The organism is Microbacterium sp. T32 (assembly GCF_001619615.1).
Lineage (GTDB): Bacteria > Actinomycetota > Actinomycetes > Actinomycetales > Microbacteriaceae > Microbacterium.
On the sequence record NZ_LQQP01000012.1, the window covers coordinates 271,266 to 295,967 of the forward strand.

32 protein-coding genes are annotated in these 24,702 nt (G+C 69.8%); 15 read left to right on the top strand and 17 right to left on the bottom strand.

The genetic code is table 11. The annotated features are described in order from the left end of the window. Positions 1 to 331: 331 nt before the first annotated feature. The 13 genes from AVW09_RS07495 to AVW09_RS07555 form a co-directional block, all read right to left on the bottom strand. Entirely contained in the window at positions 332 to 1,021 is a 690-nt protein-coding gene (locus AVW09_RS07495) for a hypothetical protein (RefSeq protein WP_063257465.1), read from the bottom strand. 50 nt (positions 1,022 to 1,071) lie between these two features. After that, on the bottom strand, positions 1,072 to 1,827 hold the full coding sequence (locus AVW09_RS07500) for a phage tail tube protein (protein ID WP_063257466.1): 756 nt from the start codon (positions 1,825 to 1,827) through the stop codon (positions 1,072 to 1,074). 12 nt (positions 1,828 to 1,839) lie between these two features. After that, positions 1,840 to 2,427: a phage tail tube protein gene (locus tag AVW09_RS07505; protein ID WP_063257467.1), complete on the bottom strand. Its 588-nt coding sequence runs from the start codon at positions 2,425 to 2,427 to the stop codon at positions 1,840 to 1,842. After that, complete coding sequence (locus AVW09_RS07510) at positions 2,424 to 2,609, bottom strand: hypothetical protein (RefSeq protein WP_063257468.1); 186 nt, start codon at positions 2,607 to 2,609, stop codon at positions 2,424 to 2,426. The genes AVW09_RS07505 and AVW09_RS07510 overlap by 4 nt, the downstream gene beginning before the upstream one ends. Positions 2,610 to 2,640: 31 nt before the next feature. Further along, on the bottom strand, positions 2,641 to 3,093 hold the full coding sequence (locus tag AVW09_RS07515) for a hypothetical protein (protein WP_063257469.1): 453 nt from the start codon (positions 3,091 to 3,093) through the stop codon (positions 2,641 to 2,643). After that, complete coding sequence (locus tag AVW09_RS07520) at positions 3,090 to 3,527, bottom strand: hypothetical protein (RefSeq protein ID WP_063257470.1); 438 nt, start codon at positions 3,525 to 3,527, stop codon at positions 3,090 to 3,092. The genes AVW09_RS07515 and AVW09_RS07520 overlap by 4 nt, the downstream gene beginning before the upstream one ends. Continuing rightward, a complete protein-coding gene (locus AVW09_RS07525; RefSeq protein WP_063257471.1) occupies positions 3,527 to 3,958 on the bottom strand; it encodes a hypothetical protein in 432 nt (143 codons plus the stop codon). Before AVW09_RS07525 ends, AVW09_RS07520 begins: the two co-directional genes overlap by 1 nt. 10 nt (positions 3,959 to 3,968) lie before the next feature. Further along, positions 3,969 to 4,322: a SprT-like domain-containing protein gene (locus AVW09_RS07530; protein WP_063257472.1), complete on the bottom strand. Its 354-nt coding sequence runs from the start codon at positions 4,320 to 4,322 to the stop codon at positions 3,969 to 3,971. Further along, positions 4,319 to 4,555 (bottom strand): hypothetical protein, encoded by a 237-nt coding sequence (locus AVW09_RS07535; RefSeq protein WP_063257473.1) that lies wholly within the window; start codon positions 4,553 to 4,555, stop codon positions 4,319 to 4,321. Before AVW09_RS07535 ends, AVW09_RS07530 begins: the two co-directional genes overlap by 4 nt. 313 nt (positions 4,556 to 4,868) lie before the next feature. Continuing rightward, the gene (locus AVW09_RS07540) at positions 4,869 to 5,090 is read right to left on the bottom strand and encodes a hypothetical protein (RefSeq protein ID WP_063257474.1); all 222 of its coding nucleotides are present in this window, start codon (positions 5,088 to 5,090) and stop codon (positions 4,869 to 4,871) included. Beyond that, entirely contained in the window at positions 5,087 to 5,305 is a 219-nt protein-coding gene (locus tag AVW09_RS07545) for a hypothetical protein (RefSeq protein WP_063257475.1), read from the bottom strand. Before AVW09_RS07545 ends, AVW09_RS07540 begins: the two co-directional genes overlap by 4 nt. Further along, positions 5,302 to 5,502: a helix-turn-helix domain-containing protein gene (locus AVW09_RS07550; RefSeq protein ID WP_063257476.1), complete on the bottom strand. Its 201-nt coding sequence runs from the start codon at positions 5,500 to 5,502 to the stop codon at positions 5,302 to 5,304. The genes AVW09_RS07545 and AVW09_RS07550 overlap by 4 nt, the downstream gene beginning before the upstream one ends. A 16-nt stretch (positions 5,503 to 5,518) precedes the next feature. After that, on the bottom strand, positions 5,519 to 6,508 hold the full coding sequence (locus tag AVW09_RS07555) for a tyrosine-type recombinase/integrase (protein ID WP_197462580.1): 990 nt from the start codon (positions 6,506 to 6,508) through the stop codon (positions 5,519 to 5,521). Positions 6,509 to 7,179: 671 nt separating this feature from the next. On the opposite strand from AVW09_RS07555, the gene AVW09_RS07560 reads away from it, so the two are divergent. From AVW09_RS07560 to AVW09_RS07575, 4 genes are all read left to right on the top strand, one after another. Continuing rightward, positions 7,180 to 7,431: a hypothetical protein gene (locus AVW09_RS07560; RefSeq protein ID WP_063257478.1), complete on the top strand. Its 252-nt coding sequence runs from the start codon at positions 7,180 to 7,182 to the stop codon at positions 7,429 to 7,431. Between the two features lie 53 nt (positions 7,432 to 7,484). Beyond that, positions 7,485 to 8,006 carry an NUDIX hydrolase gene (locus AVW09_RS07565; protein ID WP_063257479.1) on the top strand — a complete coding sequence of 174 codons (522 nt, stop codon included), beginning with the start codon at positions 7,485 to 7,487 and terminating at the stop codon, positions 8,004 to 8,006. Then, entirely contained in the window at positions 8,003 to 8,929 is a 927-nt protein-coding gene (locus AVW09_RS07570) for an alpha/beta hydrolase (RefSeq protein ID WP_063257480.1), read from the top strand. The genes AVW09_RS07565 and AVW09_RS07570 overlap by 4 nt, the downstream gene beginning before the upstream one ends. A 62-nt stretch (positions 8,930 to 8,991) precedes the next feature. Continuing rightward, positions 8,992 to 10,548 (top strand): GDSL-type esterase/lipase family protein, encoded by a 1,557-nt coding sequence (locus AVW09_RS07575; RefSeq protein ID WP_063257481.1) that lies wholly within the window; start codon positions 8,992 to 8,994, stop codon positions 10,546 to 10,548. A 73-nt stretch (positions 10,549 to 10,621) separates the two neighbouring features. Here the strand turns inward: AVW09_RS07575 and AVW09_RS07580 are convergent, their stop codons facing one another. The 3 genes from AVW09_RS07580 to AVW09_RS07590 are packed head-to-tail and all read right to left on the bottom strand — an operon-like array spanning position 10,622 to position 13,110. Continuing rightward, positions 10,622 to 11,842, bottom strand: a complete 1,221-nt coding sequence (locus AVW09_RS07580; RefSeq protein WP_063257482.1) for an MFS transporter — start codon at positions 11,840 to 11,842, stop codon at positions 10,622 to 10,624. Beyond that, positions 11,839 to 12,273, bottom strand: coding sequence for a MarR family winged helix-turn-helix transcriptional regulator (locus AVW09_RS07585; RefSeq protein WP_063257483.1), 435 nt, complete (start codon positions 12,271 to 12,273; stop codon positions 11,839 to 11,841). The genes AVW09_RS07580 and AVW09_RS07585 overlap by 4 nt, the downstream gene beginning before the upstream one ends. A 39-nt stretch (positions 12,274 to 12,312) precedes the next feature. Further along, entirely contained in the window at positions 12,313 to 13,110 is a 798-nt protein-coding gene (locus AVW09_RS07590) for an IclR family transcriptional regulator (RefSeq protein ID WP_063257484.1), read from the bottom strand. A 106-nt stretch (positions 13,111 to 13,216) separates the two neighbouring features. Between AVW09_RS07590 and AVW09_RS07595 the strand changes: the two genes are divergently transcribed. Genes AVW09_RS07595 through AVW09_RS07605 form a run of 3 tightly spaced genes read left to right on the top strand, consistent with a single transcriptional unit; the run spans position 13,217 to position 15,829 of the window. Beyond that, the gene (locus AVW09_RS07595; RefSeq protein WP_063257485.1) at positions 13,217 to 13,990 is read left to right on the top strand and encodes a CoA transferase subunit A; all 774 of its coding nucleotides are present in this window, start codon (positions 13,217 to 13,219) and stop codon (positions 13,988 to 13,990) included. A 1-nt stretch (position 13,991) separates the two neighbouring features. Then, the gene (locus AVW09_RS07600; RefSeq protein WP_197462582.1) at positions 13,992 to 14,645 is read left to right on the top strand and encodes a 3-oxoacid CoA-transferase subunit B; all 654 of its coding nucleotides are present in this window, start codon (positions 13,992 to 13,994) and stop codon (positions 14,643 to 14,645) included. Further along, positions 14,642 to 15,829: an acetyl-CoA C-acetyltransferase gene (locus AVW09_RS07605; protein ID WP_063257486.1), complete on the top strand. Its 1,188-nt coding sequence runs from the start codon at positions 14,642 to 14,644 to the stop codon at positions 15,827 to 15,829. Before AVW09_RS07600 ends, AVW09_RS07605 begins: the two co-directional genes overlap by 4 nt. A gap of 55 nt (positions 15,830 to 15,884) precedes the next feature. On the opposite strand, the gene AVW09_RS07610 is transcribed toward AVW09_RS07605, so the two are convergent. Continuing rightward, positions 15,885 to 16,139, bottom strand: a complete 255-nt coding sequence (locus tag AVW09_RS07610; RefSeq protein WP_063257487.1) for a hypothetical protein — start codon at positions 16,137 to 16,139, stop codon at positions 15,885 to 15,887. A 134-nt stretch (positions 16,140 to 16,273) separates the two neighbouring features. On the opposite strand from AVW09_RS07610, the gene otsA reads away from it, so the two are divergent. From otsA to AVW09_RS07650, 8 genes are all read left to right on the top strand, one after another. Further along, complete coding sequence (gene otsA / locus AVW09_RS07615) at positions 16,274 to 17,737, top strand: alpha,alpha-trehalose-phosphate synthase (UDP-forming) (protein WP_063257488.1); 1,464 nt, start codon at positions 16,274 to 16,276, stop codon at positions 17,735 to 17,737. Then, positions 17,734 to 18,513 carry a trehalose-phosphatase gene (gene otsB, locus AVW09_RS07620; RefSeq protein ID WP_063257489.1) on the top strand — a complete coding sequence of 260 codons (780 nt, stop codon included), beginning with the start codon at positions 17,734 to 17,736 and terminating at the stop codon, positions 18,511 to 18,513. The genes otsA and otsB overlap by 4 nt, the downstream gene beginning before the upstream one ends. A gap of 9 nt (positions 18,514 to 18,522) precedes the next feature. Then, positions 18,523 to 20,241, top strand: a complete 1,719-nt coding sequence (gene ilvD, locus AVW09_RS07625; protein WP_063257490.1) for a dihydroxy-acid dehydratase — start codon at positions 18,523 to 18,525, stop codon at positions 20,239 to 20,241. A gap of 43 nt (positions 20,242 to 20,284) precedes the next feature. After that, positions 20,285 to 22,090 (top strand): acetolactate synthase large subunit, encoded by a 1,806-nt coding sequence (locus AVW09_RS07630; RefSeq protein WP_063257491.1) that lies wholly within the window; start codon positions 20,285 to 20,287, stop codon positions 22,088 to 22,090. Between the two features lies 1 nt (position 22,091). Continuing rightward, positions 22,092 to 22,601 (top strand): acetolactate synthase small subunit, encoded by a 510-nt coding sequence (gene ilvN, locus AVW09_RS07635; protein ID WP_022879503.1) that lies wholly within the window; start codon positions 22,092 to 22,094, stop codon positions 22,599 to 22,601. Between the two features lie 68 nt (positions 22,602 to 22,669). Next, a complete protein-coding gene (ilvC, locus tag AVW09_RS07640; RefSeq protein ID WP_063257492.1) occupies positions 22,670 to 23,695 on the top strand; it encodes a ketol-acid reductoisomerase in 1,026 nt (341 codons plus the stop codon). Between the two features lie 99 nt (positions 23,696 to 23,794). Beyond that, positions 23,795 to 24,337: a hypothetical protein gene (locus AVW09_RS07645; protein ID WP_063257493.1), complete on the top strand. Its 543-nt coding sequence runs from the start codon at positions 23,795 to 23,797 to the stop codon at positions 24,335 to 24,337. Then, entirely contained in the window at positions 24,334 to 24,672 is a 339-nt protein-coding gene (locus tag AVW09_RS07650; RefSeq protein WP_063257494.1) for a hypothetical protein, read from the top strand. The genes AVW09_RS07645 and AVW09_RS07650 overlap by 4 nt, the downstream gene beginning before the upstream one ends. Positions 24,673 to 24,702: the final 30 nt, after the last annotated feature.

The window sequence follows — 24,702 nt, forward strand, 5'->3', positions numbered from 1 at the left end:
AACGCCTCAGCGCGGATCTCCAGCCCCGGAGTCTTCTTGTCGCCCTGCGCCTCGCGCGCGAGCTCGACGGCGCGCTGGGCCTGACAGGTGACCCGATTGATGCGGAACTGCAGGTCTTGGTCGTCGCTGCGGCAGATGTAGACGGGGTAGCCGCAGGAGCAGCGCTCGTCCTCGAGGATCTGGTAGGCCTCGAGCAGGAGGAAGTCTCGCTCCGTCCAGGGGTCGCCGGGTTGGGTGCGGAAGATCAGCGAGGAGGGCCGGATGCCGGCCGTGATGGCCGCGCGGATGAGATGGAGGTACCTGGCCCCCGGCCCGGAAGCCAGGTACTCACTCAGAAATCCGCGTTGTCGACAGCCCCTTCGGCGATCGAGGTCTGGTACAGCAGCTCGCTGATCTTCGAGGCGATGCGGGCGTACTCCGAGTCGGGGAGCTGGCCGGGCAGCTTCTCGGCGCCATCGACGTCGAGCAGGCGGCCCTTCGCGCCGTTCGGGGCCTCGATCCCGATGACGGCGCGCGAAAGGATCTCCGCCGCGTAGCGCTTCTCGAGCGCCTCTGCCTTGTCGTCGGGGATCTCCGCGCCGACGGCGATACCCAGGTGCTCGCGCGCCTTCCCGCGTGCGTCGTCGCGAATCACGCGCGGGAGACCCTGGAGATGGATGGTACGGCCGGACTTTGCCAGCTTGGCCTGCAGCTCCTCGGCTCGCGCCAGGAGCTCGTCCACGCGAGCGTCGAGCTCCTGCACCGCGGGCTCGTCCTCCAGGCCCGCGGCGACGAGCCGCTTGCGCTTGTCGGCGAGGTCGGCGAGTTCGCCCACGACGCCCCAGCGGCGCTCGCCGTCCGGCAGACGGACGCCGTTCAGCAGGCGGTACTTCGGCTCGACGCCGCCGAGCTCCTTGCCGGTGGGCTCGTCGAGGTAGATCGTCACGGAGGCCTGGAGCTTGGGGCGCTCCTTCGCTTCGATCACAAGGTCGAAGCCTTCCTGGGCCTCCGCGACGATCTCTTCGGGGGTGCGTTCGGTCATTCTGAGTTCCTCTCTCAGGGTTGTCCTGCCAGCGCGATTTGCGTGCTAACTCAGGAGGCGGTGACGGTGATGGCCTTCGAGGTCGAGTCGAGGGCGCCGGGGTAGGAGGCGGTGATGTTCGCCGTGCCGGCGCTCTTGAAGATCACGACACCGTTGGGCAGGACGTCCGCGACCGCGGGGTTCGACGAGGTGTACTTCACGCCGGCGGTGACCGCCTGGCCCTGGTACAGCGCGCTCAGCAGACCGGCACCGCCGATGACGCCGCCCGAGGTGCCCGCGAGGGTCACGGCGACCGCGACGGCGGGCGGGATGATGTAGTTGACCAGCACGTCGTCCTGCGCCACGAGCTCGGTTGTGGTCGAGTAGCCCGTCTGGCGTCGCTCGGTGTTCTCTGCGTCGGTGATGACGCGGAACAGGCTGATCTCCTGCGCCGCCGCGAGGGCGAGACCCTGCGCGATCCCGAAGCGCTGACACACGGCGAGGCGAGTGCGGGGCTTCTTGACTGCGTTGTGGACGATGCGCTCGGGCGAGGTCGTGTCGTCGACCGTCGGGACGAACGTCGACAGGTTGCCGCCGAAGTTCGGGTAGCCGAGCGACTGTGCGCCGGCCTCGTCCGCGAAGGAGCGGTCGTCGGTCTGCTCGGACGCCTGGATGCCGAAGTCGGTCCCGGCGATGCGTACGCCCGCCGAGACGTTCACCAGCGCCGAGAGCTGCGCGAGAGTCGGCGCGGTCCACGACGGGATGGAGGTCTCGGGGCCGACGAACCAGCCGACGTTCTTGTTGGAGAGGATCTTGTCGTTTGCCATGGCTCCGGTTCCTTACGCGCCCAGCGCGGCGGCGATGTTGACGAGGTTCTTCGGGACGAAGTTGAGGGCGATCGTCTGCTCCTCGCCGTCTCCATAGCCGGGCACCGGCTGGCCGGTCTCGGCGTAGTAGAACGACCAGTCCTCGCCGACCACCGAAAGGTCGGTGTTGCGGCGGCCGAGACGGTGGGCGAGGACGTAGGGGAGTCCCTGCACGCGCGTCGAGATGCGGGCGAGGTTGAACACGGACGCGGACGAGAGTGCTCGATCGGCGTCGAGGAACACCGTGAGGTTGGCCTGGAAGTTGAAGAACGTCAGCGCTTCGTTCCGGCCGACCGAGGTGATCGTGCGTGACGTCGAGCGCTCCGAGCCGGTCAGGCCCAGCGCCATGTCGTCGCGGATCGCGCCGGAAAGGTTGCCGCCGAGAGTCGGGTTGGCGGCGGCGGGCGCGGTCTTCGTGATGTAGCTGTCGAGGACGGCCTTGGTCACCCCGTCGAAGGGTACGACCGTGCCGTTCGTGGCGTGGACGAGCTGGGGGACCCCGGCTGCGTTGAGGAACGCGGGGATGGCCAGGACGGTCTCGTTGCCGGGCAGGAGCTTCACTTCTCGGCCTTTCGGGTCGGAGTGGTCGCCGGCACCTCGCCGGACGTGGTGGGGTCCGAGGTATCCTCGGTGGGCTCGCTTCCGACGAGCACGAGGTCGGGGAAGAACCGCGCGAAGTCCTCCGCGTAGTCCCCAACCAGACCGGTCTGGGTGTTGCGGTAAGCCCGCACGTCGTTCGTCATGGGCGCGGAGTCTAAGACCGGGCCCGCACGATCATCCGTTCAGTCCGATGGGAACTTCCGCGTAGATAACGCGCACGAGGCGCACGATGGCGCCCGAGGAGTCCTTCTCGGTGATGCGAGTGCCCCCGAGGGAGCGGATCTCGCCCGATCCAGCGCTGGGCTTCTTTCCGATGAGGCGGCCCCAGACGCTCTTGAACGCTCGCCGGAGGGAGCTGCTGCGGGTGGCGTAGATCATGACGGTGATGGGCATGATGTGCGGCTGTTCGTTCTCGCTGGCCGCGAGCGTGCGGCCGCTTCCGCGCCCGGGTCGCTCGGTGATCGGCGTGCCGAAGTGGACGACGGCGTAAGGGAGAACCTCGTCACCCTCCACCTTGAGGACGGTTCCTTGTGGCACGGCGTCTTCCCAGACGCGGCCGCCCATGAGCGCGCCGAGGCACTGATCGCCGAGGATGAAGTCGGCCTCTTCGATACCGTCGGTGCTCATCGCGTGCTCATTCCGCTCAGGATGCCGCGGAGCTGCGCGATGCCCCACGAGTAGGTGGTGCCGAGGCTGTTGACGGCTTCGATGTGCTCGGTGCCCCACTCCTGGAGGGCGAAGTAGTCGGCCCAGTCGGAGATCCAGCCCCAGCGCAGAGTGATGATGCGCTCCTCCTGGTCGACTTCGATGTCGAAGGAGATGGCGTCGTGCATGCGGCCGCTTTCGTAGCGGCCGGCGTGAGGGCCATGGCCCGCAGCCACGCGCGCGAGACCGGTGCGGGTGACGGCGCGAAGCAGCTCCTCCTGCATGCGGAGGGCAAGGCTCTCACCGAGGACCGCCATTTCGCCAGCGGCCTCGTCGAGTAGAACGTCACCGACGAGCTCGACGCCGGCGAACAGCGCTCCGGGGTCGAAGCCGGTGAAGGAGTACGAGGAGGGCATCAGCCGTACTTCACGGTGATGAAGAGGAACGGAGCGTTGTCGGTGGACGCCGTGACCCACGTGATCGGGAGGCGCTCACCGGTGAGCTTCTGCGAGCGTCCACCGTTGCGAACCACAACAACGGCGCCCTCGTCGGGGATGAGGTGGTCACCCGCCTCCATCTCGATCGTGACTCGGTGCGTGCCGACGCCGCGACTGTCGCTCGAGGACGCGATCTCGCGCGCCGAGAGCTCTCGGATTCGCGCGCGCCGGTCGTAGACCAGGACGGTGTCCGCAGTGCCGCCTTCGACCCGGTCGGTGTCGGGGTTCCAGGACCCAGGCTCGCCGGGAATGACGATGTCGATCGCGCCCCGCAGCTCCTTGCGGATGACCGCGACGGCGGACTCCGGCCACTCGGCCGGGTCGGTCAGGGGGAGGAGTGCGGGCGCCATGCGGCGCAGTCTAGGACCGCGATTGCGTGCTAATCACTCCCTCGGGTCGCGAGGACTTCGCCATCCCGTTGTTCATGAGCCAGTAGCCCTCGCCGCCGATCTTGCGGAACCTGTTCCACCACCTCGCGGTGTGATCGGTGGTCGTGAGCGCGTGCGCGATCTCGTGCAGCAGCGTCTCGCGGATGTTCCGGGCCGCGGTGTCCAGGAGGATCGCGCGGGACACCGTGATGAGCTGCAGGTCGGGGTAGCAGCGCCCGGCGGCTTCGTCCGAGTCGTTCCACTCGAATCGCCAGTCGGTGAGGCCGTGGCGGTCCATGAGGTCGCGCGCATAGAGCGAGGTGACATCTTCGACGGAGGCGGTCATGCGGGATTGAACTCTCGGTGCAGAGCGACCAACGTTGGGTTGCGCCGGATCTGCGCCCAGACCTGTTGCCAGGCGAGGACGTGCTCGGCGCGGTCCGGGACTTGCTTCGCGATCGCGTAGATCGAGGACCGACCCAGGCCGACCTCCTCGCCCACCCAGGTTGCGAGCTGCCCGTCAGCGAGGAGCTCCTCCGCGCGCGCCACGGCGGCGGGGTCCGCCAGCGCCAGCCTCATTGCTCGGACCCCAGAACAGTCGATCTGGGCACACACCGACGACACACCGCTCCCGGCGCGTTGCGCTCCAGGTCAGCGAGGGGTTCGCCCCGGTCCCCCGGTAGCGAGTTGAGCAGGACACGGGACGAACACTTCGCGGTCGAGTCGCCTCGATCCAGGTGGAACTTGCGGTGATCGCTAGGGGCCATGTGCCCGTCCGAGTTGGCGCGGTAGTTACTCCAGGACCGGTCGACGCCGTAGACGACAGGCGCGGCGGTGACTTCGGGACTCGCGCCGCCTGGTGGGTCGTCATGGCGGACAACTACGGGAAGCTTCATCGCAGACCCCCATTCGCGTGGACGGGCGGCCGCAGCCGACCGTCGCGCAGGGCACGCGAGAACTCGTGATGGTAGGCGCGCTGCCACAGCGGCATCGGGGGCGCGTCGCGGTGGCCGAAGGAGACGAGGTCGCGGGGTCGCATCCGGCGGCGGGCGATGACGTCGCGAGCGATCGACAGTCCGCGGCGGATTTCGCGAGCGTCGCGCGCACGGATCACGCCGGGTCCTCCACGTCATCGTCGCGCTTCCATCGTTCGACGTCGTCGGCGCTCATCCCCTGGGCGAGGAGGATGTGGCCGTGCGCGTTCACCGCGGTAATCCAGAGCACGCCGCGATTCTCGCCGGCAGCGAGGACGACCTTGTCTTCGTAGCTGTCGCGGCCGAAGTAGCCGCTGCAGAAGCCGTAGAGCTTGTCGCCGGGGGAGAGGTTCACGCTGCGGCCTCCTCGAGAGCTTGGTCGACCTTGTTGAGGTCGATGCGGATGGTGTTGCCGATCTTGCCGGCGTGGATCTTCTTCGCGGAGATGAGGCGGCGAACGGTGTCGCGAGAGACGCCAAGGTGGGCAGCGGTCTGATTGATGTTCGCCCAACGGGGAACCTGGGCCGGCCTCTCGGCGATGGCGGTTGGCATATACGTTTCCTCTCTGTCAGATTTGCATGCTATCAGCGGGGCGCATCATTTCGATGCTCAGTGCGGCAGGAATGGGCATCCGCGCCGCGAGCTCCGCGCCACGGCCCGTATCGACCTGATAGATCATGGCGGCCGCCGGCGTCCCGTGGCCCATGAACTTCATCGTCTCGCGCAGCGTTGCGCCGGCCTGCGCATAGGAGGTGCCCGCGAACTTGCGGAGGTCGTGCTCGCGTACCTCGCGGGTGATCCCCGCAGCCTGTCGCGCTCGATCCCAGATCGGCCAGAAGGTCCAGTCCGGGAGGTACTCCTGGGTGGTCCCGGATGGGAACAGGAGGGCCTTCTTGGCCTTGCCGACGAACCGCCGCAGATGCTCCTGCACCAGAGGCGTGAGCATGGGATGCAGGAAGACGACGCGCTCGCCCTCCTCACTCTTGGTGGGGGTGCGCTCCCAGCCCTTCTCGGTCGTGTGGATGGCTTGGTCCATGATGCGGACAGCGGCTTGCTCCACCACGCGCCCCTCGTACAGGGCTTCGACGAAGGTGATGCTCTCGCGCTGCAGGGCGCGCCACTCCGAGATGCGAGCGCTGCCGTATGCGGCGATGATGATCGCCAGCTTGAAACGGTCCTCGATGGCCTGACAGATCACGCCGAGTTCGGCAAGGGTCGGCGGCCGGTACTTCTTCCCGGTCGTCGCCTTGCACATCGCCGAGGTCACAGGGTTGGACTCCTTGAGCCCGTCCTCGATCGCGGTGTTGAGGATCGCGCGGAGCAGCCGGGACTCGGCTCCGGCCTGGGTCGGGCCATCGAGCATGCGGGCAGCGTGCCACTCGCGAACGAAGGCCGAGGTGATGTCGTCGAACGCCATCGACCGGAATGGCGCGAGCCCGTTCCCGAGCTGCCGGCGGTACTCCGCCGACGTCTTCGATCGCAACGGCGAGCCCTTCGGCGTGAGGCGCTGGGCGACCCACTTCTCGGCGAACGGACCAAAGAGCGGCGACTCCTTCACGATGCGTGGGTCAACCCACACGCCCCGCTCGATGTCGGCGCGGGTTCCCGTCAGGAAGCTCCGGGCGGCCTGCTTCGTGGTGTAAGTCGTCGGCGCTGTGAAGCGAGTCCCGAGGTGCGTGTAACGCGCCCGATATCGACCCGAGGGGAGGGTGTCGATGATCCCCCAGGACTCGCGCCCAGCCTTCTTCTTCGCTGCCATGTCACTCCTTTGCACGCTAATACACGTATGCGGCGATGCTAGCAGTCGTGGTACTCACGTGGTACTCGCGGTGCTCCCGGCTGCCGCAACGAGCGCCCGTTTGCCGCATCTATCGCCGGACCCGAAGGTAGCCCAACTCCCGCGGAATCGCGCGGCTCCTGCACCATCGAGCCGCGCGTTGCAGCATCATGCCGCGCCGGGAATACCCTCGGCCTAGACGAGCGAAACAGCTATCTCTTAATCAGTGGGTTCTGGGTTCGAGTCCCAGGGGGTGCACCAAACGAAAAGGCCCGGGGAACCGGGCCTTTTCCGCGTCTGGGCTCGTCACTCCGGATGGGGTCGCGGGCACGGACTCTCGCTCCGCGGCCCCCCCATGCCCTGCCGCGTGCGCACTCCTGGGTTCGAAGGCATGCCCGGTCTCTCCCGCGCAACCGGTCGCGGTGGCGGGGTCGCCCTGCGACGATGACTGCATGGGGATAGCGGACAGCGCGCGGTGGTTTCGGTTCGTCTTCTGGGCCGGCGTGGGGGTGCTCGTGCTGGCGACCGCATCGACTGTGGTGCTCCTCGCCGACTGGGCCGGCAGCGGCGAGGCGCCGTCGCTGCGTCACGCGATCGGGCCGCTGCTGTCCGTGAGCACCGCAATCCTGCTCATGATCGGAGCGAGGCTGTCCCTCCGGAGAATCGCCCGGCAGCGAGCGGCGTCGGACGGAGAGGGCTCGTAGCTCTTCGGGGCGCCGACTTCCCGTTCGCGCCCCTGCGGGGCGAGGATGGCGGCATGGCCGACGACGAGATGTGGGACGTCACCGACGTCCAGGGAACCCCCACGGGCACTCTGCACCGGAGGGGCGACGGGCCGGTGCCTGCCGGGTCGTTCCACATCGTGGCATCCGTGTGCGTGGTGGCATCCACGGGTCGTGTCCTCGTGAGTCGGCGGGCGGAGGGCAAGGACTACCCGCTCGCGTGGGAGTTCCCGGCCGGCAGCGCGCTGCGCGGGGAGTCGAGCCGACGCGGCGCGATCCGCGAGCTCGACGAGGAAGTGGGGATCTCCGTCCTTCCGGATGATCTCGTGCTCGTGGGGCGCGTCGTCGAGGACCGTGCGCTGTTCGACCTGTGGTCCGTTCACGTCACCGGCGAGCCCGCGGTCGTCGTCGACCCCGAGGAGGTGCTCGAGGCCGAGTGGGTGAATCTCGACGAGGTGCGTCGGCGGTGGGAGGCGGGCGTGTTCGCCACGCCGTGGAACGCGCGCTTCGAGCAGTTGTGGGAAGAGCTCGAAGTCGCGGTGCGGGGCGAGCGGTGACCGATCGCGCGCACGCCGTCGCGGTCGCGGGCGGCTCGCTCCACGTGGGGGAGTGGCATCCGGATGCCGAGGGCGCCCCGTGGCTGCTCGTGCACGGGGTCACGGCTTCGCATCTCGCGTGGTCGTGGGTGGCGCGCGAGGCGCCGGACGTGCGGCTGCTCGCTCCCGACCTCCGCGGTCGCGGCCGCAGTGCCGACCTGTCGGGCCCGTTCGGGATGGCGGCCCACGCCGACGATCTCGCGGCGGTCCTGGATGCCGCGGGCGTCGAGCGGGCGCTGATCGTGGGGCATTCGATGGGAGCGTTCGTGTCGGCCGTGTTCGCGGACCGGCACCCCGATCGGGCAGCTGCCGTGGTTCTCGTCGATGGCGGGCTTCCGCTCGACCTTCCCCCGGGGATGCCGCCCATCGAGGCGGTGAGGCACGTCTTGGGGCCGACGGCCGCGCGTCTGGAGATGCGATTCCCGGATGCCGCGGCCTACCGCGACTTCTGGCGCGCCCACCCCGCGTTCGTCGGTCGTGAGGATCCGCTGCTCGACGACTACTTCGCCTACGACCTCGCCGGTTCGGAGCCGGAGCTGCGTCCCGCGACGACGCTCGCGACGGTGGAGGCCGACTCGATCGACCAGAACGCCGGCGCGGACATCGGCCGAGCGCTCGACCGGATGCCGCGACCGACCGTGCTCCTGGCCGCGGAGCGCGGGCTGCGCGGAGAGGTGCCCCCGCTGTATCCCGACCTCGCGCGGGTCCGCGGCGAGGTGCCGCGTCTCGCGGACGCTCAGCGAGTCGTGGGCACCGACCACTACTCGATCGTGATGTCCGTGGAAGGGGCGCGGGAGGTCGTCGCATCGGCGCGGGCTCTCGCCGCCGGTGCGACCGGTAGCGTGGGCGATTCGAGTTCGGGGCCGCAGCCGACCCGAGGGTGAATTCGGGCGGCTCTCGCGCCGTTTCGCGGATCGGCCCGGCCCGAGGACCCTAACCTCGCCGGATGCGACGTCTGTTTGCCTCCGGGGCCGCACTGGCCGTTCTCGCCGCCGCGGTATTTGCGGCCGCGGGGTCCGCCGCCTCTGCCGCCGTCCCCGATCTCACCGGCCGTCACTACGTCGCGCTCGGCGATTCCTACGCGGCCGGATGGGGTCTGCCGCTGGCATCCACTCAGCCCGCGCAGGGCTGCGATCAGTCCGACCAGAACTACCCGCACCTCCTCGCCGCGCAGTTCGGATTCGCGCTGACCGACCGCACGTGCGGCGGTGCCGTGATCGCCAACGTCGTCGACACACCACAAGCCGTCAGCGGCACGGCCCCGGTCCAGATCGATTCGCTGGATGCCGCGACCGACCTCGTCACCCTGACCATCGGCGGCAACGACCTCGGCTTCTGGAACATCGGACAGATGTGCGTCGCCCTGGCGCCCACCGGTCCCGTCCTCGGGAGCGTCGACGGGCAGACGCACCAGACGTGTCGCGAGCAGTTCGTCGTGAACACGCCCGCGGGACCCGTGAACACCCTCGAGACGAAGATCGACCAGACTATGGCCCCCGCGCTGACCGCCGCGCTCCAGGCCATTCATGCGAAGGCGCCGAACGCGAAGATCATCGTCCTCGGGTACCCCGCCCTTGCTCCGGATGCCGCGCACACGCCGAGCTCGGGGTGCTACACGTCGTTGTTCCAGGGATTCTTCGGCTTCCGCTCGAACGCCTTCCCCTACCTGGATACGGACGTCGCGCTGCTGCATGACACCCAGGCCTATATGGATGCCGCCATGGCCGCAGCCACGGCTGCTGCGGGAGCGACGTACGTGTCGTTGCTGCCGGGATCCGTAGCCCACAGCCCCTGCAATCCGTCCGACGCGTACGTGAACGGCATCACGCTCACGCTCTCGCCGGACAGCATCCCGGTCAGTGGGCTACCCTTCGGTGGCATCCAGCGGGGGGCGATTCACCCGAACGCCGCGGGTATGGCCTTCGCACGGGACGCGGCGGCCGACGCGGTGCGGACGCTGTTCGCGGTGCCGGATCCGACGCCGACGCCTACGCCTACGCCCACGCCGACGCCGGACCCGACGCCTACGCCCACTCCCACGCCGACGCCGGACCCGACGCCCACCGCCAGCCCGACGCCGACGGTCACGCCGACCCCCACCCCTACGCCGGACCCGACTCCGACTCCCACGGCGACCCCGACTCCCACGCCGACGCCGGACCCGACCCCGACGCCGACGGTCACGCCGACGCCGGACCCGACTCCGACGAACTCGTCCACGCCCGAACCCACTCCGACGCCTGACCCGACGCCGACACCCGACCCGACTCCCACCGCATCACCGACGCCCACGGTGCCGCCGGAGCCGACGCCCGATCCGAGCGCGTCCGCGTCGGCGACCCCCGCGCCGACCGCGTCCGCGACGGGGTCGACGGCATCCGGATCCGGCCTCGCGATAACCGGAGCGCCTCCCGTCGCGCGCGCGATCGCCATCGGCGTCGTCGCGCTCGTCGGGGGTGTCGCAGCCCTGCTGGTCCATCGTCGCCGTCGAGCCCGCGACTGACCGCGACACGCAGGGGACGACGACGGCCGGCCACCGACGAAATGTAGGGGACCGGCCGTCGTCGCGTCGTGGGTTACGCGGCGTCGCCCACCAGGACAGCGGCGCCCTCGTCGGCCGCGGTCGGGTGCGCGGCGTCGATGTGGGCGAGCGCGCGGCGGCCGAACAGCACGAAGCCGGCGGCGATCACGACCGAGACGGTGGCCATGATGTACGGCGTGCCCGCGGTCGCGGCGTGCCACAGGAACGCGGCGAGCGGCGGGGCGACGGCTCCGCCGAGGAACCGGACGGCGGAGTACGCCGACGACGCGACCGAGCGCGGGAGGTCGGTCGCCTCCATCACGGCTTCGGTGAGCGCGGTGTTGATCACGCCGAGCACGAGTCCGCCGGCGATGATGCACGCGACGAGGCCGGCCGGCGAGTCGACGACGAAGGCCGCGACGAGCAGCACGACGGCGAGCAGCGGCAGCGCCAGCAGCAGGACGCTGGTCAGGCGCATCCGTCGCAGCAGGAGCGGAGCGACCCACACGCTCGTGATGGCGAGCGCGACGCCCCAGCCGAAGAACGTCAGCCCGATGCCCATGGCGCCGAAGCCGAGCGGGAACGGCGAGAACGCCAGCAGGGTGAAGAACCCGATGTTGTAGAACAGCGCGGTTCCCGCGAGGATCGCGAGCGCCGGGCGCCCGAGGGCACGGAACGGTGCGCTGAACGGGATCGGCGTACGGGCCGGCGACGGGCCGCGCAGCAGCACCGCGACGGCGACGAACGCGATCGCCATGAGCGCGACGACACCGAAGAACGGCCCGCGCCAGCTCGCCTCGCCGAGGATGCCGCCGAGCAGCGGTCCCACCGCGATGCCGAGGCCGAGCGCGGCTTCGTACAGCACGATCGCGGCCGAGCTGCCCCCGGACGCCGCGCCGACGATCGTCGCGAGCGCGGTGGAGATGAACAGCGCGTTGCCGAGGCCCCAGCCGGCGCGGAAGCCGATGACGGCGTCGACGCTGCCGCTCAGCGCGCAGAAGAGCGCGAACACGACGATGAGGCCGAGGCCGACGAGGAGCGTCGCCTTGGCGCCGATGCGGCTCGAGATCCAGCTCGTCACGAGCATCGCGAGGCCGGTGACCACGAGGTAGCTGGTGAACAGCAGCTCGGTCTCGACGGGGGTCGCTTTCAGTGACTCGGCGATCGCGGGGAGGATGGGGTCGACCAGGCCGATACCCATGAACGCCACCACGCAGGCGAACGCGACGGCCCACACCTGGGCGGGCTGCTTCCAGACGCTCGGGGCGGCGCTCATCGGGCGAGCTCCGGCTCGGGGCGGACGCGGGAGCCGAGGGCGTCGGCCGTCACGCGGACGGCATCCCATTCGGCATCCGTGAGGTGGGCGACATGCGGAGTCAACGCGGCGCTGAGCACCTGGAACCACCGGTCGAGCTCTTGCAGGCCCTCCTCGGTCGCGGACACGACGCTCACGCGCGAGTCGTCCGGGTGGATGCCGCGGGCGACGAGGCCGGCATCCTCCAGCTGGTGCACGAGTCGGGTCATGCCGGGCTGCGAGATGCGGCTGAGCGTCGCGAGGTCGCCGAGGCGCTGCGGGCCGTGGTCGCGCAGCAGGGTGAGCGTGCGCCACTGCGCAGCGGGGGTGTCGTTCTTGGTGTCTATGGCGGCGGTGCGCGTGAGGGCGTGCACCGCGAGGATCAGTCTCTGGAGATCGTCGTCGCGGGTCATTCCCCCGAGTATACCCCTGTTATATAACGTGGGTATGCATCATCGCCCGGCGATGCGCGTCGAGAGCTGATGCGCGTGCGCCAGGAGGATGCGGCCGAGCTCGGCCAGGCGGTCGCCCGCGAAGCGGAATTCGACCCCGGTCAGACTCAGCGCCCACTGCGGTTCGCCGGCGCGTGTGAACACCGCCGCACCGAGGCCCCAGCTGCCCTCCACGATGAGCCCGGGATTGACCGCGTATCCGCGGGCCTTCGTGTCGGCGACCCTCGTCCGCAGCCGGGCGGGGGAGTGTGCCGTTCCCCACCGCTCGGTGAGCTCGTCGTGACGCTCGAGGTAGGCATCCACCTCGTCCGGGGGGAGGAACGCGAGGATCGCCAGACCCGCGGATGCCACGCCCAAGGGGAACCGCACCCCCTCCGACAGCACGAACGACCGGATCGGGAAGCTGCCGTCCTCGCGCACGAGGCAGACCGTCTCGTCGCCGCGTCGCACCGACAGGAACGCGCTCTCCTCGGTCCGCACGGCGAGGGAGCGCACGATGTCGCGCGCGAGGGCCGTGATGTCGAACCGGGACGCCGCGACCGTGCCCATGAGGTACAGCTCCGGCCCGGGCAGCCACCGTCCGGTGGTTTCGTCGCGGTCGACGAGGCCCTCCTGGCGCAGGGCCGACAGCAGGCGGTGCGCCGTGGGGCGCGTGAGATCCGCGCGGACGGCCAGCTCGCCCACCGCCGCGCCGTCAGCGCCCGCGGCCGTGACCAGACGGAGAAGATGTGCGGCCCGGGCGATCGCCTGCGTACCGGGCACGTTCGTGCGGGGGGAGGGGAGCGGGGGCGTGTCCACGATGTGGACGCTACGCGGGCTTGCATCCACATCGCAAGAAGCGGCGCCACGCTCGCGGGGCCGCGAGCGCAGGATGAGAGCACCGATCCAGCACGAAGGAGTCCGCGTGATCGACAAGACCTGGCCGTCGGCGAGTGACGCCGTCGCCGACATCCCCGACGGAGCGTCGCTGGCGGTCGGCGGCTTCGGCCTCTCCGGCAACCCCATCGCCCTCATCGAGGCGCTGCTCGCGCAGGGCACGCGCGACCTCTCCGTCGTGTCGAACAACTGCGGCGTGGACGACTGGGGGCTCGGCATCCTGCTCGGGGCCGGACGCATCCGAAAGATGACGTCGTCGTACGTCGGCGAGAACAAGGAGTTCGAGCGGCAGTTCCTCTCCGGCGAACTCGAGCTCGAACTCACGCCCCAGGGCACGCTCGCCGAGAAGCTGCGCGCCGGCGGCTCGGGCATCGCCGCGTTCTACACGCAGACCGGCGTCGGGACGCAGGTCGCCGAGGGCGGCCTGCCGCAGCGGTACGACGGCTCCGGCGGTGTCGCCGTGGCATCCCCCGCGAAGGACGTCCGCACGTTCGACGTGAACGGGCAGGCTCGGGAGTTCGTGCTCGAGGAGGCGATCACGACCGACTTCTCGCTCGTGCACGCGTGGAAGGGCGACCGCCACGGCAATCTCGTCTTCCGCAAGGCGGCGCGGAGCTTCAACCCGCTCGCCGCGATGGCCGGTCGCGTGTGCATCGTGCAGGTCGAGTACCTCGTCGAGCCCGGCGATATCGACCCGGACGACGTGCACCTCCCCGGTGTCTTCGTCCACCGTCTCGTCGAGGTCGGCCCCGACATCGAGAAGCGCATCGAGAAGCGCACCGTCACCGAAGGAGCCCGCTGACATGGCCCTCACCCGCATCGAGATGGCCGCCCGCGCGGCCCGAGAACTCGCCGACGGCTCGTACGTCAACCTCGGCATCGGTCTGCCCACGCTCGTGCCCAACCACGTGCCGGACGGCGTCACCGTCGTGCTGCAGTCCGAGAACGGCATCCTGGGCGTCGGGCCGTACCCGACGGAGGACGCGGTGGATGCCGACCTCATCAACGCCGGCAAGGAGACCGTGACGACCCTGCCGGGTGCGGCGTTCTTCGATTCCGCCACGAGCTTCGGCATGATCCGGGGCGGAAAGATCGACGCGGCGATCCTCGGCGCGATGCAGGTCTCGGCCACGGGTGACCTGGCGAACTGGATGATCCCCGGGAAGATGGTGAAGGGTCCCGGCGGGGCGATGGACCTCGTCCACGGCGCTGCCCGCGTCATCGTCCTGATGGAGCACGTCGCGCGCGACGGGTCGCCGAAGATCGTCGACGCGTGCTCGCTGCCGCTCACCGGCCGCGGTGTGGTGGACCGCATCATCACCGACCTCGCCGTGATCGACGTCACGCCCGAGGGTCTGGTGCTCGTCGAGGTCGCCCCGGGCGTCTCCGTCGACGACGTGATCGCCGCCACCGAACCCCCGCTCACCGTCCGCATTCCCGAGGAGCAGATCGCATGACCGCCCCCTCCGACGTCGTCATCGTCGCCGCCGCCCGCACGCCCCAGGGTCGTCTCAAGGGACAGCTCGCGCCGCTCACCGCGGTGCAGCTCGGCGCGGCCGCGATCTCCGGTGCGCTCGAGCGCGGGGGCATCCCCGCCGACGCCGTCGATGCCGTGCTCGTCGGACAGGTGCTGCAGGCCGGCGCCGGGCAGAACGCCGCGCGCCAAGCGGCGATCGCCGCGGGGATCGGCTGGGACGTCCACGCCGCGACCGTCAACAAGGTGTGCCTCTCGGGGCTCACGGCGATCATCGACGCGTCCCGCATGCTGCGCCTCGGCGACGCGACCGTGGTCGTGGCCGCCGGCATGGAGTCGATGACCCGCGCGCCGCACCTGCTCATGAACTCGCGCGACGGATACGCGTACGGGTCGGTCGAGGTGCTCGATCACATGGCGTACGACGGCCTCACCGACGCGTACGACCGCGAGAGCATGGGCGCGTCGACCGAACGCGCGAACGCCCGGTACGAGGTGACGCGGGAGGCTCAGGATGCCGTGGCCGCCCGGTCGCACCAGCGCGCCGCCGCGGCGCGAGAGGCGGGGCTGTTCGACGCAGAGATCGTGCCCGTGTCGATTCCGCAGCGCAAGGGCGAGCCGGTCGTCGTCACGGCCGACGAGGGCATCCGTCCGGAGACGACGGTCGAGATCCTCGGGAAGCTGCGCGCGGCCTTCGCCGAGGGCGGGTCGATCACGGCGGGGAACGCCTCGCCGATCTCCGACGGCGCATCGGCGGTCGTCCTCACGACGCGGGCCGTCGCCGAGGAGCGCGGCTGGGAGGTCCTCGCGACGGTCGGCGCGTCCGGCCAGGTCGCCGGCCCCGACAACTCGCTGCATGCCCAGCCCGCCCACGCGATCGCCCGCGCCCTGGAGAAGCAGGGGATCGCGGCATCCGACCTCGATCACGTCGAGATCAACGAGGCGTTCGGGGCCGTCGTGGCGCGGTCGCAGGCCGAACTCGGGCTGTCGGACGACGTCGTCAATCCGCACGGCGGCGGTATCGCGATCGGTCACCCGATCGGGGCGTCCGGTAACCGGCTCGTCGTGCACGCGGTGCACGAGCTCGTCCGCCGGGGGAGCGGCACCGCTGCCGTCGCGCTGTGCGGCGGAGGCGGTCAGGGCGACGCGCTGATCCTCACGCGCTAACCCCTACGCGAGCGACGGATGCCGGGCCTCGGGGCTCGGCATCCGTCGTTCCGGCTCAGCGGGACAGGCGCTTCTTGAGGAGCTTCTGCTGCTTCTTCGCCACGGGGGAGTCGCCGGAGATCGTGTGGCCACGGCGCGCGCGGCGGGTGTCGACGACCGCGCCGACGGCGAGCGCGAGCGTGATGCCCCAGCTCAGCCAGGCGAGGGCGGTGCGCCACGTGAACGGCTCGTGGTTGCGCAGTCCGCGCAGCAGCGTGACGCCGCCGGTGATGGCGCTGAGGAGTCCGGTTCCGAAGATGTACTGGCGCATGCCCCCAACCTAGCGACCCGCGCCTGCGGCGTCGCGCCGCCTTGACACGGCCGGCCTCGATAGCGCATTCCGGCCGCCCCGTGGAACGCCCTCACCCCGCTGTTAGCCTGGGAGCAAGCTACCGAGGAGGACCTGTGTCCCAGGCCGATTTCGTCGTCGTCGCCAATCGTCTACCGGTGGATCGCACCCCCGACGGGGAGGGCTGGCGTCGTTCGCCCGGCGGTCTCGTCACCGCACTCGAACCCGTGATGCGTCGCGCCGAGGGCGCGTGGGTGGGCTGGGCCGGACAGCCCGACGTGAGCCTCGATCCGTTCGACTTCGAGGGCACGCACCTCGTGCCCGTGGAGCTGTCGGCGGCCGACGTCCAGCACTACTACGAGGGTTTCTCGAACGACACGATCTGGCCGCTCTACCACGACGTGATCGCGGAGCCCACGTACAAGCGCGCGTGGTGGGACGCCTACGTCCGGGTGAACCGCCGGTTCGCGGAGGCGGCCGCCGAGGTCGCCGCAGACCAGGCCATCGTGTGGGTGCAGGACTACCAGCTGCAGCTCGTGCCGAAGATGCTGCGGGAGCTGCGCCCCGACCTCACGATCGGCTACTTCCACCACATCCCGTTCCCCGCGTACGGCCTCTACTCGCAGCTCCCGTGGCGCAAGCAGGTGCTCGAGGGGCTCCTCGGCGCCGACGTCATCGGGTTCCAGCGCGTGGCGGATGCCGGCAACTTCGCGCGGGCCGTCCGTCGCCAGGTGCGGTATGAGACGAAGGCGAGCGGCATCGCTGTGCCCGACGGGCAGGGCGGCACGCGCGTGGCCCTCGCGAAGGCGTTCCCGATCTCGATCGACGCCGACTCGTACATCGAGCTCGCGCAGCGCCCCGACATCCAGCAGCGCGCCCGCGAGATCCGCGAGGGCCTCGGCAACCCCCGCAAGATCCTGCTCGGCGTCGACCGCCTCGACTACACCAAGGGGATCCGCCATCGGCTGAAGGCGTGGGGCGAGCTCCTCGAGGACGGTCGGGCGACGGTCGAGGATGCCACCCTGGTGCAGGTCGCGAGCCCGAGTCGCGAGCGCGTCGACGCGTACGTGCAGCTGCGTGACGAGATCGAGATGACGGTGGGGCGCATCAACGGCGACCACGACACCACGACCCATACGGCGATCCGCTACCTGCACCAGTCGTACCCGCGCGAGGAGATGGTGGCGCTCTTCCTCGCCGCCGACGTGATGCTCGTCACGGCCCTCCGCGACGGCATGAACCTCGTCGCGAAGGAGTACGTCGCGAGCCGCATCGACAACCGCGGCGTGCTGGTGCTCAGCGAGTTCGCCGGCGCGGCCGACGAGATGGGCAGCGCGCTGCTCATCAACCCGCACGACATCGACGGCCTCAAGGACACGATCGTCCGGGCGCTCGACATGCCGGCGGCCGAGCAGGGTCGCCGCATGCGCGCGCTCCGCAAGCGCGTGCGCGATCACGACGTCGAGGACTGGTCGCGCGAGTTCCTCGACGCGCTGTCGGCCTTCCACGACCGCGCCTCCAGCGCCGCGGCGGCCGCCGAGGTGGACGCGGCCGTGGACGAGCCGGGGGATGCCGCGTGACCGCCGCCGACGCCGCCGTCGAGGCCGTCTCGACGAGCCCGGTCCTCCTCGTCGCGCTCGATTTCGACGGCACGCTGTCCCCGCTCGTCGACGACCCGATGACGGCCCGGATGACCCCGCGGGCGCGTGCGGTCGTCGATGCCCTCGCCGCGCTGCCGGACACGGTGGTCGCCCTCGTCTCCGGCCGGTCGTTGGGCCACCTGCGCGAGATCGCCGAGCACGACGACGCCTCGCCGGTGTGGCTGGCCGCCTCCCACGGCGCGCAGTTCTGGGTGCCGGGCACGGGGGAGGAGGCCGCTCCCGACGACGCCGACGACCTCGCGCTCCGCGACCGCCTGCACGGCGAGATCACCGACGGTCTCTCCCACCTCGACGGCGTCTGGATCGAACCGAAGGAGTTCGGCGTCGGGGTGCACACCCGGAGAGCGGATGCCGACACCGCCCGCGAGGCGCGGGAGATCGCGGATCGTCTGGTCGCGGAGCACGCTCCGGAATGGCGACGTCGCACGGGGCACGACATCCTCGAGTTCGCCTTCCGGCACGAGGGCAAGGACTCCGCCGTGCACCACCTGCGAGAGCGCACGGGGGCGACGGCCGTGATCTTCGCGGGAGACGACGTCACCGACGAGGACGCTCTCCGCACCCTGGGGGCGGGGGATCTCGGCATCCATGTCGGGACCGGCGACACGGCCGCGGTCCTCAGGGTCGCCGACATCGACGGATTGGTCGACGTGCTGGAGGCCGTGGCGCGTCAGCGCGTCGCCCACGCGCAATAGACTGCGAGAATGCCCGCACCGCAGAATCCGAACACCGGTGAGTTCGATATCAAGCCCCGCAGCCGCGTCGTCACGGATGGCATCGAAGCCACCACGTCCCGAGGAATGCTCCGTGCTGTCGGCATGGGCGATGAGGACTGGGACAAGCCCCAGATCGGCATCGCGTCGAGCTGGAACGAGATCACGCCCTGCAACCTGAGCCTGGACCGCCTCGCGCAGGGCGCGAAGGAGGGCGTGCACGCCGGTGGCGGTTACCCGCTGCAGTTCGGCACCATCTCCGTCTCGGACGGCATCTCGATGGGCCACGAGGGCATGCACTTCTCGCTCGTCTCTCGCGAGGTCATCGCCGACTCGGTCGAGACCGTCATGATGGCCGAGCGCCTCGACGGGTCCGTGCTCCTCGCCGGCTGCGACAAGTCGATCCCGGGCATGCTGATGGCATCCGCTCGTCTCGACCTCTCCAGCGTCTTCCTCTACGCCGGCTCGATCGCGCCGGGCTGGGTCAAGCTCAGCGACGGCACCGAGAAGGACGTCACGATCATCGACTCGTTCGAGGCCGTGGGCGCGTGCCTCGCGGGCAAGATGAGCGAGGCCGACCTCAAGCGCATCGAGTGCGCGATCGCCCCGGGTGAGGGTGCGTGCGGTGGCATGTACACCGCCAACACGATGGCCTCGGTCGCCGAGGCCCTGGGTCTCAGCCTCCCCGGCTCCGCCGCCCCGCCGTCGGCCGACCGCCGCCGTGACTACTTCGCCCACCGCTCGGGCGAGGCCGTGGTGAACCTGCTGCGTCAGGGCATCACGACGCGCGACATCCTCGCCAAGGAGGCGTTCGAGAACGCCATCGCCCTGGCCATGGCGCTGGGCGGCTCGACGAACGTCGTCCTGCACCTTCTCGCGATCGCGAGCGAGGCCGAGGTCGAGCTGTCGCTGCACGACTTCAACCGGATCGGCGACAAAGTTCCTCACGTCGCCGACATGAAGCCCTTCGGCAAGTACGTCATGAACGACGTCGACCGTCACGGCGGCATCCCGGTCATCATGAAGGCAATGCTCGACGAGGGCCTCCTGCACGGCGACGCACTCACCGTCACGGGCAAGACGCTGGCCGAGAACCTCGCCGACCTGAACCCCGACCCGGTGGACGGCAAAGTCATCCACCGTTTCGACGACCCGATCCACGCCACCGGCGGCATCACGATCCTGCACGGCTCGCTCGCCCCCGAGGGCGCGGTCGTCAAGTCGGCCGGCTTCGACGCCGACGTGTTCGAAGGCCCGGCCCGCGTGTTCGAACGCGAGCGCGCGGCCATGGACGCCCTCGAGGCCGGCGACATCAACGCCGGCGACGTCATCGTCATCCGCTACGAGGGCCCCAAGGGCGGCCCGGGCATGCGCGAGATGCTGGCGATCACCGCCGCCATCAAGGGCGCGGGGCTCGGAAAAGATGTACTACTCTTGACGGACGGTCGATTCTCAGGCGGCACAACCGGCCTCTGCATCGGCCACATAGCTCCCGAAGCGGTGGACGCAGGTCCTATCGCCTTCGTGCGCGATGGTGATCTGATACGGGTCGATATCGCCGCTCGCACTCTCGACTTGATCGTCGATGACGCCGAGCTGAGTTCCCGCCGCGAAGGCTGGGAACCGCTTCCCCCGCGCTATACCCGTGGCGTTCTGGCCAAGTACTCGAAGCTCGTGCACTCCGCTGCGGAGGGCGCGGTTACGGGCTGACGGCCGTCCCCCTTTCACCCCCACCTGGTTCCGAGGTACCACCATGTCCGCCGAATCCGCCACGGCCGTTCCCCGGCCCCCCGCTCGCACCGCTCCGGCGCCCGTGCTCACGGGCGCCCAGGCGGTCGTCCGTTCGCTCGACCTGCTCGGCGTCACCGACGTGTTCGGTCTGCCGGGCGGCGCGATCATGCCCGTCTACGACCCGCTCATGGATGACGAGAACGTCCGCCACATCCTCGTGCGCCACGAGCAGGGCGCCGGCCACGCGGCAGAGGGTTACGCTGCGGCGTCGGGTCGTGTCGGGGTCGCGATCGCGACCTCCGGCCCCGGCGCCACGAACCTCGTCACCGCGATCGCCGACGCCTACATGGACTCGGTGCCGCTCGTGTGCATCACCGGTCAGGTCTTCTCGACCCTCATGGGAACGGATGCCTTCCAGGAGGCCGACATCGTCGGCATCACGATGCCGATCACGAAGCACTCCTTCCTGGTGAAGACCGCGGAGGAGATCCCCGGCGCGATCGCCGCCGCGTTCGAGATCGCGTCCACCGGTCGTCCCGGCCCCGTGCTCGTGGACATCACCAAGGACGCGCAGCAGAACTCGGCGCCGTTCGTCTGGCCGCCGAAGATCGACCTGCCCGGCTACCGTCCCGTGACGAAGGCGCACGGCAAGCAGATCCAGGCCGCGGCCCAGCTCATCGCCCACGCGAAGAAGCCGGTGCTGTACGTCGGCGGCGGTGTCATCCGCGCGCAGGCGTCGGCCGAGCTCAAGACGTTCGCCGAGGCAACCGGTGCTCCGCTGGTGACGACGCTCATGGCGCGCGGGGCGTTCCCCGACTCGCATGACCAGCACCTCGGCATGCCCGGCATGCACGGCACGGTGCCCGCCGTCTTGGCCCTCCAGGACAGCGACCTCATCGTGTCGCTGGGTGCGCGCTTCGACGACCGCGTGACGGGAAAGGCGTCGCTGTTCGCCCCGAACGCGCAGGTCGTGCACGTCGACATCGACCCGGCCGAGATCTCCAAGATCCGTACCGCGGACGTTCCGATCGTGGGAGACCTCAAGGAGGTCCTCGTCGACCTGGATGCCGCCTTCCGACAGGCGGCATCCGAGACCGAGGTCGACTACTCGGAGTGGTGGACCTTCCTCAACGGCCTCCGCGAGGAGTTCCCCCTCGGGTACACGCCCACCACCGACGGCCTGCTGTCGCCGCAGCACGTGATCCAGCGCATCGGCGAGATGACCGGACCCGAGGCGATCTACGCCGCGGGCGTCGGCCAGCACCAGATGTGGGCGGCGCAGTTCATCAAGTACGAGCGCCCCAACGCGTGGCTGAACTCCGGCGGCGCCGGCACCATGGGCTACTCGGTTCCCGCCGCGATGGGGGCCAAGGTCGCCGAACCCGACCGCGTGGTGTGGGCGATCGACGGTGACGGCTGCTTCCAGATGACCAACCAAGAGCTCGCCACTTGCGTCATCAACGACATCCCGATCAAGGTCGCGATCATCAACAACTCGTCGCTGGGCATGGTGCGCCAGTGGCAGACGCTGTTCTTCGACGGTCGCCACTCCAACACCGACCTGAACACGGGGCACGGGACGCGTCGCATCCCGGACTTCGTCAAGCTCGCCGAGGCGTACGGGTGCCTCGCGATCCGGGTCGAGAATGAAGACGAGATCGACGCGGCCATCCAGCTCGCGCTCGACACCAACGACCGTCCCGTGGTGATCGACTTCGTCGTGAGCGCGGATGCCATGGTGTGGCCGATGGTCCCGCAGGGCGTCAGCAACAGCTACGTCCAGTACGCCCGCGACCACTCGCCCGCCTTCGCCGAACAGGAGGACTGAGATGTCTCGTCACGTTCTGAGTCTCCTCGTCGAGGACAAGCCCGGTCTGCTCACCCGCGTTGCGGGCCTGTTCGCCCGTCGCGGGTTCAACATCGAATCGCTCGCCGTGGGCGTCACCGAGGTGCCGGGCCTGTCCCGCATCACGGTGGTCGTCGACGTCGAGGGTCTGCCCCTCGAGCAGGTGACGAAGCAGCTGAACAAGCTCATCAACGTCATCAAGATCGTCGAGCTCGACCCGGCCAGCTCGGTGCAGCGCGAGCACGTGCTCGTGAAGGTCCGCGCCGACAACGCCAGCCGTTCGCACGTGCTCGAGGTCGTGAACCTCTTCCGCGCGTCGGTGGTCGACTACGCGCCCGACGCCCTCGTCATCGAGATCACCGGTGACTCGGGCAAGGTCGGCGCCTTCCTCAAGGCCATCGAGCCGTTCGGGGTGAAGGAGCTCGCGCAGTCGGGGCTCCTCGCCGTCGGCCGCGGCGGCAAGAGCATCACCGAGCGCGTCCTGCGCGGCTGAAACTTCCCACCTCTTCCACACACCCCCGGTCCCGTCGCGGGACCTGTATTCAAGGAGAAAGCATCCCCATGGCAGAGATCTTCTACGACGACGACGCCGACCTCTCGATCATCCAGGGCAAGAAGGTCGCGATCGTCGGCTACGGCTCGCAGGGTCACGCGCACGCGCAGAACCTCCGCGACTCGGGCGTCGAGGTCGTCATCGCCCTCAAGGACGGCTCCAAGTCCACGGCCAAGGCGCAGGAGGACGGCTTCGAGGTCAAGAACGTCGCCGACGCGACCGAGTGGGCCGACCTGATCATGATCCTGGCGCCCGACCAGCACCAGCGCTCGATCTACGCCGACTCCATCAAGGACAAGCTCACCGAGGGCAAGACGCTCGCCTTCGCGCACGGCTTCAACATCCGCTTCGGCTACATCGACGCCCCCGAGGGTGTCGACGTGATCCTCGTCGCCCCCAAGGCGCCGGGCCACACCGTCCGTCGCGAGTACGTCGCCGGCCGTGGCATCCCGGACATCATCGCCGTCGAGCGCGACGCCTCGGGCTCGGCCTGGGACACCGCCCTGTCGTACGCGAAGGCCATCGGCGGCACCCGGGCCGGCGTCATCAAGACGACCTTCACCGAAGAGACCGAGACCGACCTGTTCGGTGAGCAGTCCGTGCTGTGCGGTGGCATGAGCCACCTCGTCCAGTACGGCTTCGAGACGCTGACCGAGGCCGGCTACCAGCCCGAGATCGCATACTTCGAGGTGCTGCACGAGCTCAAGCTCATCGTCGACCTCATGTGGGAGGGCGGCATCGCCAAGCAGCGCTGGTCGATCTCCGACACCGCCGAGTACGGCGACTACGTCTCCGGCCCCCGCGTGATCTCGCCCGAGGTCAAGGAGAACATGAAGGCCGTTCTCGCCGACATCCAGTCGGGTGCATTCGCGCAGCGCTTCATCGCCGACCAGGACAACGGCGCCCCCGAGTTCCTCGCGCTCCGCGAGAAGGAGCAGGGTCACCCGATCGAGGCCACCGGCAAGGAGCTCCGCGGTCTGTTCGCCTGGAAGCAGCAGGACAGCGACTACGTCGAGGGCTCTGCCGCGCGCTGATCTCCATCGTGAACGCCCCGGAACCGTCTCGGTCCCGGGGCGTTCGCCGTTCCGGCGGGGCGTCGCCGCGGTGTCGGCGGCCGGCGCTACCGTGGACGCGTGAGCACACCGCGCGACGACGACGCCCTCTCCTGGGGCGGTGACGACGATCCGACGCTCGACGTCGGTGACAAGCGCTCTGTCGAGCGCGAGCCTTCGGAGATGCCTCCCCGCGAGGCCGGTTCGGTTCGTGCACCCGCGCCGAAGGCGGACGCCCCGACGCGCGAGGCGGGTACGTCGCGAACGCCCGCGCCGAAGGTCGAGGCGCGCCCTGTCGCTTCGGATAAGGACGAGGATGCCATCCACTCGGCACCGCTCGGCAACGTCGGACTCGTGGGCATCGGCATGGTGGCGGCGACGTTCGTGCTCTTCGCGGTCGGCTGGTTGATCGCCGGATTCCGCCTGCGCGGGCTCGGCCTTCCCATCCCCGATGTCACGGTGCTCGCGCTCACGATCGGTGCGGCGCTGGCGCCCCTGGTCTGGTTCGTCGCCGTGCTCGCCCTGACCCGCGGCTGGCGTACGTGGCAGAGGTTCCTGCTGCTGATCCTCGGCATCCTGTTGCTCGTCCCGTGGCCGTTCCTGTCGCTGGGGGTCTCCGCATGAGCACCGTCGCGCGCACCCGTTCCCTGCCGACGTGGCTGGTCGTCACGATCGCCGGAATCTTCGGCCTGTTCTACGCCTTCGTCGTGTGGAGCTCGGTCGCGCTGCTGATCCAGCAGGCGAACGGGGCCCTCGGGCTCAACGGTCTCGGCTGGTTCGTGTACATCCTGCCGATCGTGTTCCCGCTCGTGGCGTTCGGGATCGCGTTCGCGATCGGCGCCCGCCGTCGCGCGGGGGAGTTCGCCCTCGCGCTGTTGGCCGGACTCACGCTCTCGGCGGCGTTCTGGCTCGCGATCGTCGGCTACGGCGCGACGTCGTACGGGCTCTACGGCGGCTGAGCGCTCCGCGCGAGCCGCTGCCGCACCGTC